The sequence below is a fragment of the Clostridium hydrogenum genome (assembly GCF_021432385.1).
GTDB lineage: Bacteria > Bacillota > Clostridia > Clostridiales > Clostridiaceae > Clostridium_S > Clostridium_S hydrogenum.
Genome location: NZ_JAEACT010000001.1, coordinates 1 through 10714 on the forward strand (window position 1 = coordinate 1; position 10714 = coordinate 10714).

At 30.7% G+C, this 10714-nt stretch carries 10 protein-coding genes; all 10 read right to left on the reverse strand.

Annotated elements, in window-relative coordinates:
• Positions 1-9: 9 nt before the first annotated feature.
• Complete coding sequence (locus tag CUEA01_RS00005; RefSeq protein WP_234116990.1) at positions 10-1080, reverse strand: mannose-1-phosphate guanylyltransferase; 1071 nt, start codon at positions 1078-1080, stop codon at positions 10-12.
• Between the two features lie 399 nt (positions 1081-1479).
• Positions 1480-1629 (reverse strand): hypothetical protein, encoded by a 150-nt coding sequence (locus CUEA01_RS00010; protein WP_234116991.1) that lies wholly within the window; start codon positions 1627-1629, stop codon positions 1480-1482.
• Between the two features lie 56 nt (positions 1630-1685).
• Positions 1686-3605 carry a hypothetical protein gene (locus tag CUEA01_RS00015; RefSeq protein WP_234116992.1) on the reverse strand — a complete coding sequence of 640 codons (1920 nt, stop codon included), beginning with the start codon at positions 3603-3605 and terminating at the stop codon, positions 1686-1688.
• 36 nt (positions 3606-3641) lie between these two features.
• Complete coding sequence (locus CUEA01_RS00020; protein ID WP_234116997.1) at positions 3642-4946, reverse strand: glycosyltransferase family 2 protein; 1305 nt, start codon at positions 4944-4946, stop codon at positions 3642-3644.
• A 440-nt stretch (positions 4947-5386) separates the two neighbouring features.
• Positions 5387-5620: a fumarylacetoacetate hydrolase family protein gene (locus CUEA01_RS25055; RefSeq protein WP_234116999.1), complete on the reverse strand. Its 234-nt coding sequence runs from the start codon at positions 5618-5620 to the stop codon at positions 5387-5389.
• Positions 5556-5711: a fumarylacetoacetate hydrolase family protein gene (locus tag CUEA01_RS00030; protein WP_329603905.1), complete on the reverse strand. Its 156-nt coding sequence runs from the start codon at positions 5709-5711 to the stop codon at positions 5556-5558. The genes CUEA01_RS25055 and CUEA01_RS00030 overlap by 65 nt, the downstream gene beginning before the upstream one ends.
• 316 nt (positions 5712-6027) lie before the next feature.
• Positions 6028-7728, reverse strand: coding sequence for an AAA family ATPase (locus CUEA01_RS00035; protein WP_234117004.1), 1701 nt, complete (start codon positions 7726-7728; stop codon positions 6028-6030).
• A gap of 122 nt (positions 7729-7850) precedes the next feature.
• Entirely contained in the window at positions 7851-8459 is a 609-nt protein-coding gene (locus tag CUEA01_RS00040) for a DNA-3-methyladenine glycosylase (protein WP_234117006.1), read from the reverse strand.
• Positions 8460-8662: 203 nt separating this feature from the next.
• Positions 8663-9571: a PLP-dependent cysteine synthase family protein gene (locus CUEA01_RS00045; protein ID WP_234117008.1), complete on the reverse strand. Its 909-nt coding sequence runs from the start codon at positions 9569-9571 to the stop codon at positions 8663-8665.
• A gap of 17 nt (positions 9572-9588) precedes the next feature.
• The coding region (locus tag CUEA01_RS00050; RefSeq protein WP_234117010.1) for a trans-sulfuration enzyme family protein at positions 9589-10714 on the reverse strand (1126 nt) is incomplete at its 5' end.

Consider the following 10714-nt stretch of genomic DNA (forward strand, 5'->3'; position numbering starts at 1 on the left):
TCACATTATTTACATGTACTCATCTATATCTTTTTCCTGCTTCAGTTCTTCTACTAAGTGTTTTAGTTCTTGATCTCTATTCTTATCCATAATAAGCATTACATTTCCTGCATTAACAACTATTAAATCTTTAACACCAAAACAAATTATAAGGTTGTCTCCGCCAAATATGGAACAATTCTCTGTATCCTCTAAAAACACATTTTTACTTACACTATTTTGATTATTATACTGCTTAAGAAATCTAGAAAGAGAACTAAAGTTACCGATATCATCCCAGGCAAAAGTAGCTTTAACTATATATGCTTTTCTAGTCTTTTGCATAATTCCAAAATCAACGGAAATTCCGTCAATAAGTTCATACTGTTCATTTATCACTTCGCGTTCATTTTCAGTACCAATGGCCTCATATATATCCTTCATGCTTTTATACATTTTAGGAAGATATTTTTCCATTTCTCTTAAAAAAGTATCTGCTCGCCATATAAACATACCACTATTCCAGAGATAATTTCCTTTACTTAATAAATCTTTCGCCACTTCTATATTGGGTTTTTCAAGAAATCTTTCAACTTTATATATTGATTCATAGTTTAAAATTTTTTCTCCCATTTGAATATATCCGTAACCTGTCTCTGGCCTAGTTGGAGTAATTCCTATTGTTACAAGTCCTCTTCTTTTTTCAACTATTTCAATGCCTTGTTTAATTGTATTTATAAATTCCCCTTCACCTTCAATATAGTGATCTGAAGGCAGCACTATCATAGTTGCATCATTATCACGTTTTAAAAGCTTTATAGCTGAAAGGCCTATACATGTAGCAGTCTCCTTATTCTCCGGCTCTGTAAATATATTATCGCTCTTTAGCTCTGGAAGTTCATCGTGGATTCTATTAATATAGTTTTCATTTGTCACAATATATATATTATCTTTATTAACTAAAGTTTTAATTCTATCCACAGTATTTCTTAAAAAGCTTTTATTATCTACAATTTTTAAAAACTGTTTTGGGTTCGCCCTCCTAGACAAAGGATATAATCTTGTTCCTTTCCCCCCTGCTAGTATTAATGCATATAACAAAAAAAACACCACATCATTTATTGCTCTTCACTTCATAATATGAAGAATAGCTTAATGTGGTGAAAATTCATTTAATATTTTACTCTATAGATATACTAGCTCAACTATTAAAATTTATTTGTACCATAATGCCTATAAGACGGCATTTTGGTACAAATAAATTTTAAGTTTCACAATAGTATATCTTTGTAACCCTTAATTCCTATAGTCAAATTTACATGTTATACTTATCTTCAGCTGTTGGCGCATGTATCTGTATTTTGGCATAATATCTTTTTCTTTTAGTATAAACAGAAAAACGAAACAAGAAAATAATTATGGCTACGACAATGCCTATAATTATATAGAATAAAGGAATAATAAAATCAAACTTCTGATTCATTAAATCATAAATAAAATTCATATAGAACCTCCTTTATTTTTTGGTTTCAACATTTTCTTTTTTCTATAACTATACAAAGAAATGTACAAAATTATTCCTGCTCCAATAGAAATGCACATTGAAATAATTGGCACTAACCATAATATAGTAATAACTATTTCTCTCATTCAATATCCCCTCTAAATATTAATTAAACATATCAATAGATTAATTTAATATATGTTTAAATTTCACTATGTCTCCTTATAACTAAACTTGTAGGAGCTACTGTAAAATCCCCAAAATTTATTATTTGCCCTGGTGATATATGATATCCTACCATTGAAGTCAATCCCGTATCCAAAGTGCCTCCTCCTGTATTAGTTGAACCATCCATTGTTTTTGCAGCAACACCAGTGCCGCCTGAAAATGATATATCTATGCCAATTTTAGAAGCTACATAATTAACCCCGGCTATAGGAACACTATTTTTTCCTGCTGGACCTATCTCTGCTTGAACAACGATAACTGTTGGTGCAGTTGTATAAGTTATAGTTATTGAATATCCTGTACTTAAATAATCATAGGTATATCCCATTGCGCCCATTAAAAGACGGTGATTTAAAGAAGTAACACCATTATCAATAACATTACCTTGGGCATCCTTACAAGTAATAGAAACACCCGTTCCACCCTTAATGGTAATATCAACTGGATCTCTTACATAATAAGTATTTCCTGATGTTGGTACAGATAAGTTACCACTATTAACACCAATCGATGGATATTCATCATCTAAAAATGGTTTTGAAACCTCTTTACCAAAGGCCTTAGAAATTATAACGGAGCGAGGTACTACTTGTACAATACCACTATCACCTAAATTAAATGCAAAGCAAGACTTTTCTATACGCGAATCATCATTTGTTATGGCGGTTATATTATTACTGTAGGTTGAAGGCCAGTTGAAAAAATAATCAATTTGAACATAAGTGCCATCTTCAAGATACACTAATGGATTATCATCCATTTCACATATACCAAGTGACTCATAATTTAACCTATGAATTATATTTCCATGACCATCATTAGTATCAAAGGCTATTGCTAACCCCTGCGCAGCATAAACTACAACATCATCTATCTCATTTAGCCAAGCATCTTGAAATGCAATTCCCCTAAAACATCCATACATCATTATTTTTCTTACTCTTACACAATCATATCCAATTATTGATTCCCAGCATGGTCCTGCACCTCCGTGTGCAAAAATGTAAATGGAACCTATAGTACAATCAGTACCTCCACCCATGTTACCACCTTGGCAATTAAATGCCATACATACATTTTTAGCTTGATTTATTGCTGGTTGACCTAATTCAAACCATCCCCAAGGAAGAAACATAAAATTGTCTAGTCTTAAGTTAGCACCATATTCATCAGTCAAACCATATATTGGTACTGTATAAGCAGCGTCACCAAAAGCCGGCATTAATGCACAATTTTCAAAGCTTGTTTGACCCTTAGCATTAATAGTTCCAGACACAGGATTAAGATTAACTCTGACAAATATTGATGGAGAGTAATAATATGGCACCCCCGTTTCTGTTGCCACACTGTCAGTAAGCGTTAATGTTCCTTCACTAGGGTTAACAGAAGCAACATGATTATAGTTACCATTAATGTAAATAGGTTGACCAACCCAACTTACATCAAAGGGTAAAGTACCTGAAATCTTTGTAACACTAGTTCCTTTTGTATTACAAGTTCCACACCAAGGTGTAGTATTCCAAGCAGCCGAACTCCTAAACTGAGTTCCTGCTGTTGGAGTAGTTGTACAAATGGCAATATTAAAATCCACATTTGGTATACCTTCACCATTTACATAAAAGTTTAATCCATACGGAATACAAATTGGTTTTCCAATCCAAAACGTACCAAATGCCTTCATATAAATTGAAGTGAATCCACTTACCACAGCTTCATTAATTAAAGTTTGAATTTCAACATCATCAATACAATTAGATGCTGAGCCTGTACAAACTCCATCTGACCAAGATTTCTGTGCTGCTGTAGCATTTGATGCAGCTATAACTATAGTAGCGGTGCGGCCTTTCATAAAAGTATCCCCTACACTTGAATCTGCTAACTCTAGCTTTTCCATAATCTTTACCTCCCTTTTATTATTACTTTAGGCACATTAAACAGCTTTATTAGAATCTACAAAGCGTTCTGTTTTAATCCAGCTATTTCTCCCACTGGCTTGTCTAAAAGTCGCAACTAATACTGCTGGGATTTGCATCATATTATAAATAGGAATAAATAACCCCGCCAGCAAAGTTTTATAGAAACTTTCTTTTGTATCACGCCAGTACGATATTGAAAAAACGATTCCGGGTAAAAATACAAATATAAGAATTAATATTAATAATGCTAACAATTCATTGCCTTGATATGAACTAAGCTTACTTCTCAAAATACTAGAATGATGCCAATACGTGTACAATATTAGAAACCATGAAAAAAACAATGCACAAGTTGAAAGTAAGGTAAGCCAAGGCAACATCATAAAATAAAGCACTTCCATTTTCCCAGGAAAAGATAAGTGCTTAGCTTTTGATATTTTCCCGATATATGGCATGCACTGGATACACCCCTGTGCCCATCTAGATCTCTGCTTAACAAATTTTTTATAACTAATTACACCCTGCTGATAAATGTTTTCATCTTGAACCAAGCGGGTACGCCATCCATTCAATAATAATCTTAAACTAAAATCAAAATCCTCCAATAAGCACTTACTCCAAGGTTCATCTCCAAGTGTTTCCATGGCTGATAATCGATTAAATTGACCATTTCCCGCTGCTGCAACTGTTCCTGTATATTCACGTACATTTTGCATTCTATTTATGAAAGTATAAAACTCCAAGTCTTGCATTAATGGCAAAAAATAATTCCGTGTTGATGTTCCAATTCGAACACGTGTCTGGACCATCCCAACTTTAGCGTCATTATTCATAATAACAGCAACTTTTTCAAGCACACTTCTCTTAACAAAGGTATCTGCATCCATAATCCCAAGAACTACCTTTGAATGATCAATACCCTTTTCGTTTACTATTCTTTTTACATATTCATATCCGTCATTCAAAGATGCTCCCTTACCTTTTTGAGCATTTGGTAAAACACGATTTAATACCTTTAAACGACTATCAACAATACTATTTAGTATTATGGATGTATTATCATCAGAAGCATCATCAATTACTATAAAAACAGTATTTGGCATGTCTAATGATAAAAGATTTTTTACAGTTTCATAAATAACTTTTTCTTCGTTAAGGCACGGCACAAGTATAAAAAAATGCAAATCAATATCGTCAAAATATTCTTTATCTTTTAAGTGTAGTACTTGCGGAAATAATAATAACAATGTTAACCATAAAAAATAAATTCCATCTGTTATGCATGTTATTATGAAGAAAATAAGAATTAATTGATACATATAGTATTACTCCTCCTATTTATATTTTTGTTTTTCAGAAAATAGAGAAAATTGCATATATTTTAATGAAAAGTTATTTATGTTAGGAATTTTTAATAAAATCTAGAGATTACTTAGGATTATTTTTTGTAACAAATTATATTATAAGTAAATATATAACAAATGCTTTATATATTTATGATAACTAATTTTTTATGCAAATGCAATAATATTTTTTAAAGTTATTTTATATTATGAACCATACTAAAGAAAAGATGTTTTTGCAATTAATGCCTCTTAAATTTTTTCATTACTATTTTCTTTAGTAAACAACAAGTTATCATTTAAATCTCTTACTTTCAACACATTTATCCCATTCTTGATACTTGATTTATACATTCAACTTCATTACAAATTTAATGCTGTTACAATTAAAATCGCTATAATCACAAAAACTATAACTATTCTAGTACATTAATTAAAGTTCCTAATTTTTCAATATATACTTCCATTTTATCTCCTGACTTAAGCCAACTTTGTTCAGCCTCTGGACAACCTAATATTACTCCGCTAAGTGTTCCAGAGAAATTATATCTCCTAGCTTCAATGTTAAATATTGAGAAATATAGCTTATAATTGGTGCAAATCACATGTTTTTCTAAGTAACCACTGCTCTGTACGCAATTTAAGCTCACAAGCACTTACATCATTTCCAACAGTGTACACAAATACATAAGAAAGTGCATCTTCTTTAGAAACATACTTAGCTTCTTTTCCTATAACAATAACTAGTTCTGCTTAATAATCAAATTTCTCTGCTATTTTAGGAAATTTAATCATTTGATTATGAGCAGCTAATGCATTATTAAATTTACTAAACTTAACTCTTTTAACTGTAATAGCGCTTTTAATGCCCATATTCAACTTACAGTAGATATACTAATTGATAATGATAAATCAGAGCACAATTAGTGCTTATTTGTGTTTATGAATGTATAACTTAAAAAAGGAGAGGAAACATCATACCAATGTCTCCTCCCCTTTTTTAATTGCAATACTATCTACATTACATTTGCTATTGCTTACTTTTTCTATTAATATTTCAGTCTACTTCCACATAAATATCTTTTTTTCCTATAACAACAATTAGCAGCTTTTTCATGTTACTAAGCTCAAACATTTCACTTAGCCTTTTACTTTTTTCATATCTTTGAATTTGCTCTAAACCACTTTTTCTAATTTCATCAAAAGTATTTCTGTCTTTTTCTTTTATATATTTCAATTCTACAAGCCATTCATATCTTATACTATCATCATAAGCTTTATTTTTAGACAGTAATATATCAATAAATCCATCTTCAACTTCATATTCACTATTTGCAATGTATACATTATTCATAAATATAGAGAGTATTAAAATTTTTACATGCTTTTCATCAAACTTTGCTAAATCTCTATTAGAAAGGCTGGCTAAACATTCCTTAAGATAATCTATAAATCCAGCGCAACTTCCTTTTACTGCCATTTCATTAATTGCTTGTTTTACCTTAGCATTGTCTATCTTTAAATTGTTCTTTTCAAATAACTTTATCCTAAAATATTGCCAATATATTTCCTTCATTGCTATATTAGGAACCTTAAGCGTAATACTACCTAAAAATGATTCTTTAATAGTTAACATCCCCATATAAAACAATAATGACACAAAATTTTCTTTACTCTCATACATATATTCTAAATTAAAGCGCTCAACTAAATTAGAATCCATTTCTTCATTTGTCAAAATACTTTCTATTGTTTCTTCATCCTTAAAATTAAATGCTAAATTTTCTAATTTTTTATAATCTGTTTTTATATTTAAATCAAGCATATTTTTAGGATACTTATTATGCTTAATTAAACTATCTAAAAAATATAAAACCATATTTGGATTAAATACACGACTCTCACCATCTTCACTAAATAGGTACCCATTGTAATACTGCTTCATATCTAAAATTAATGTTCCTTTATTAAAATTATTAATTTTACTTTCATCTATTAATAATTTCAACTCTTCCTCTGTAAATCCCATCATTTCGTTATAATATCTATCAAGTGTCAAATTTTTTGTTATATTAAAACCACTAGTTAAATCATCTAATAAAATTGGACTAACTCCTGTCATAAATATCCTATCTACAACAGTTGTTGTTAAAATCTTTAATGACTTATAAAAAGTTCTTATATGCCCTTGACTTGAAACAACATCATAATATAATTCTTCATCAGAAGTAATTAAATCGTTAGCAAAATTATCATATTCATCAATTAATACAAATATCTTTTTGTTTATTTCATTTACTTTTCGCGCAATATAATTAACAGCTGAAATTGAGTCATTGTATTTTTGTTTATCCCTACTAAACTTTAAAGTAGTTTCATATTTATTTACAAAATCTTTAGCAGAATCTATAACGCTTTTTTCAAAACTATCTATTAAATTTAACTTACCTTTATCTGTTGTTACATTGGAAAAATCTAATTTTAACACAAAATAAGAAGTTTTTTTAGGTGTTGGTTTTTTCCCTATGTATAAATCACCAAATAGTTTATCAAATTCATCCTTTTTATTAATATCATAGTAGTTACCAAGCATTGATAAAAACAGGCTTTTTCCAAATCTTCTAGGTCTTATAAAGAATTGATATGATGCGTCGTTCTCTAAAGTTTCAATATACTTAGTTTTATCTATATAAATATATTTTTCGGTTATCAATTTTTCAAAATTTGATTCCCCATATGGTATTTTAAAATCACTCATCATATCACCTAACCTTGCTTGTTTTATTAAATTAATCTTTCACTATACATTATATCAAATAGTAATTGGTTTTAAACAAAGAACTATAAATGAATTCTAATGTTCTTATAGAAAGTAGTAACTTATTTCACGGATACACACTTGTTACCTTTTATGTAAAATCTCCAAAGATAATCCTTTGCCTCTTCTGCATAATCTATTCCTACTCTTTTTGCCTCAACTATTTCGAAAGGTTCATTTTCGGCTTCCTCAAAATAAAGTTCGTCTCCACATAAATCCATTTTATTTTCTTTCTTTGTAATATCCATTGCCAAGCAAAGCTTAGAAGGCCCATTAGTTAAATTTTTAAGCTGATATTTTGAAAGTTCACTATATGTTTTTTTAAATCTTCTCTCACTCATAGTTTCTATTCCGGAAATTGGCTCCATAGCTCTTATAAGAACTCCTTCTGGAATACCTTCCTTCATAGCAACTACATTCATGCAATAATATAGTCCATATATAAAGTACACATAAGAATACCCTGCAGGTCCATATAATGCCTCAGTTCTTGGTGTTTTCCTGCCGCCATAAGCATGTGCCCCTTTATCCTTTACTCCCCTATAAGCTTCCGTCTCCACAATTTTGCCAGAAGTTTTAATGCCATTCACTTCATGGACAAAGGTTTTTCCTAAAAGCTCCTTAGCTACAACTATCGTATCTCTTCCATAAAATTCTCTTAGTAATTTCAAAATATCACCCCTTTAAGAAACAGAGTACAGATGACAGAGTACAAAGTACAGTGAATGTTAATTTTCTGTTGTTACAGAAAATTTTAAAACTTAATGGGCTGACGCCCAAACCTCTAACTCAGCGAAGCTGAACTTATAAGTTCAAAGATTTACTCGACGCAAGGAGAATAAATCATCCTTCACTGTACTCTCTACTCTGTCCTTTAAAATAGTCCTTTACTAAAGTACCTGTCTCCTCTATCCGGGAAAAGTGTTACTACATTCCCACTATATAATTTTTTAGTTAGCTTTAAGGTTCCTGCCATGGCTGCTCCTGAAGATGATCCTAAGATAAGTCCTTCTTTCTTTCCAAGAAGTTTCACCATTTCAAAAGCTTCTTTATCATCTACTTTTATAATTTCATCAACTAACTTCATATCCATAGTATTTGGTATAAAGTTATTTCCTATTCCCTCTACATTATAGCATCCTTCTTGTCCGCCTCCCATAGTTGACCCAACAGGATCTACTAGTATTCCCTTTATTTTAGGATTTTTTTCTTTAAGAAAGCGTACTATTCCTGTGTAAGTACCACCACTTCCAGCACCAGCAACAAAATAATCTATATTACCATCTAAAGCATTATATATTTCTGGACCTGTTGTTTCATAATGTGCAAGTGGATTTGCAGAGTTTTCAAATTGTTTTAGTGATATTGAATTTTCAATTTGTCCCAAAAGTTCTTCTGCTTTTGCAACCGCACCAAGCATGCCATCTTCTCTTGGTGTACTTACAATTTCAGCACCATATGCTTTCATAATTTTTTGCTTTTCCTCAGAAAATTTCTTTGGAACTACAAAAATAACCTTGTACCCTTTATTTAAGGCTGCAAGTGCAATACCAATGCCAGTATTGCCTGCAGTTGCTTCAATTATTGTTCCGCCTTTTTTTAGCTGTCCATTTTTTTCTGCTTTTTCAATCATATAAGTTCCTATTCTGTCTTTAACACTCCCACCAGGATTAAAATTTTCAAGTTTTGCAAATACGTTTATGCCTTCATTAAAAGAAATATTATTTAATTTTAATAATGGAGTATTTCCAATAAAATCACGTATATCATTTAAATAATTCATTTTTTACATCTCCCACTTTAAAAAGCATTCTTTAAATCATCTATTAAATCATCAACATTTTCTATTCCTATAGACAATCTTATAAGGTTATCCACTATTCCAAGTTTCTGCCTTAGTTCATATGGAAGGGCTGCATGTGTCATGGATGCAGGGTGGCATGCTAGAGATTCTACTCCTCCAAGACTTTCACCTAAGGTTATGAGCTTTAAGTTTTCAAGAAACTTTTTATAATCATATTTTTTATTTATAACAAAAGATAAAACTGCACCAGCCCCATTAGCCTGATTAATTTGTATATCATGTCCAGGATGATCTTCAAGTCCTGGGTAGTATACTCTATCTACTTCTTCTCTATTTCTTAAAAATCCAGCTATTTTCTTTGCGTTTTGAATATGTCTATCCATTCTAACTGGCAAGGTCTTTATCCCTCTAATTAATAGGAAACTATCAAAGGGTTGAAGAATTCCACCAGTTGAATTTTGAATAAAATGAACTTTTTCTGCAAGCTCCTTATTATTAACAACAACAAGCCCTGCAACAAGATCACTATGCCCTCCGAGGTATTTAGTTGCACTGTGAAGCACTATATCTGCTCCAAGTACAATAGGTTTTTGAAGATATGGAGTCATAAAAGTATTGTCTACAACTGTTAATATTCCATTTTCCTTTGCAAGCTCGGAAACTGTTTTTATATCCGTAACATCCATTAAAGGATTTGTAGGTGATTCTATGAAAATTGCCTTTACCTCTTCACTTATGCTTTCCTTTAACTTTTTAATATCAGTCATATCTACCATTTCATATTTTATATTGAAGTTATTAAAAATTTTATCTAGTACTCTAAAAGTACCTCCATAAACATTATTTGATATTAAAATTTTATCCCCACTCTTAAATAACATTATTACTGCTGTAATAGCTGCCATTCCTGATGCAAAAGCGAAACCAGCATATCCTTTTTCAAGATCAGAAATAAGTTTTTCAAGTGCTTCTCTAGTTGGATTTCCTGTTCTTGAATATTCATATCCTTTATTTACTCCAAGTGCTTCTTGTTTATAAGTTGATGTTTGATATATAGGAACGTTAACTGCCCCTGTACTTTTATCTCCATCTATTCCTCCATGTATAACTAATGATTCAAAT